We start from the raw sequence: 1,202 nt of genomic DNA, 5'->3' as shown, positions 1-1,202 counted from the left end.
CAGTCCCCGCTGAAACGGAATTCATGATCGAACGTTGATAAGCGGACCTGACAAGCAGGTCCCTCCGGGCTTGGGACAGTTTTACAGCCCTTTATGCTTTTGCTTGCGTTGTCAGTCACTGGGATGGCCGGGATTTGCCAAGAAGGCAAGGAAATTGCGCTGTATCTCGCGCTGAGCTAACAAGTTATGGCACTTACGCTTTTTGCTCCCAGGGCGCTGTGCATGACTTGACACGCGATAGGCAATGCCATCAATCGCCGTACGTGGAGGGTGACGGACAAGGAGTTTGCGTGGGCCGATGTTCGCTTTCCAACCCTGCCCTAGCAGGACCGTAATTTATTCGGCAATCGCGTGGAATGAACCGGCAGGCCAGCGCGGAGGGGCATCTCAAGACTGTCAAGGGATTTCCAGACCGACCGGCCGGGCACCTTAAAAGAAACTTTCTCCAGCCTTAACTCTGTTCAGCGTTGACTGAAAGAATTCCAATCCCCCCGGATGGAATGCCGACATAACTCCTTCGAGGGGATTGACAACACACGCACACACATTTAAGCTGTCTGACGAATTTCTGGCACTAACGGGCACTTTTCTCAATATCGGAGCGGGGTTCAATGGTTGGTGGGCAAAAAGGGACGCGGTTGAGGGCAGAATGGGGGTGCGACGAGGGCGCAGCAGGGGGTCCCTGGCCGTCGGCCGACCCGGAAAAACTCTTCGAGGCGGCCCTTGCAGCCCATCGTCGAGGCCAGCTCACCGCCGCCGACTACGACTACCAGAGCGACGAAAGCTACCAGTACGACGCCAACGGCAACCGCGTTACCGCCAACGGTAGCACTTACACCACCGGCACCAACAACCGGCTTCTTTCCGACGGCACCTACCGCTATCTCTACGATGCCGAGGGGAACCGCACGCACCGGTTCATCGACGCCAACGCCAATGGGCAGCTCGACGCGGGTGACACCGACATCACCCAGTACACCTGGGACCACCGCAACCGGCTGACCAAGGTGGAGCACCGGTCCAGCTACGCCGCGGCGGTCGATCATGTGGTCGAGTACGCCTACGACTATGCCAACCGCTGGGTCTACAAGCGGCTGGATGACGACGGCGACGGCCATGCCGAGCAGCGGCGGATCTTCATCTACGATGGCAACCAGATTGTCATGGATTTCTGGCGTACCAACTCGGGCGACATGCAGGTA

Annotated in this window: 1 protein-coding gene; it reads left to right on the top strand. The window is 58.2% G+C overall.

Annotation, left to right across the window (positions count from 1 at the left end; all coding sequences use genetic code 11):
* Window positions 1-611: 611 nt before the first annotated feature.
* A partial coding sequence (locus tag ABJK56_RS05770) for a hypothetical protein (RefSeq protein WP_347243715.1) occupies window positions 612-1,202 on the top strand: 591 nt, incomplete at its 3' end.

This window comes from Thermogutta sp., assembly GCF_039793925.1.
Taxonomy (GTDB): Bacteria; Planctomycetota; Planctomycetia; order Pirellulales; family Thermoguttaceae; genus Thermogutta.
Note: the sequence above shows the minus strand (reverse complement) of the source record. Positions and strands in the feature narration are given on the sequence as shown.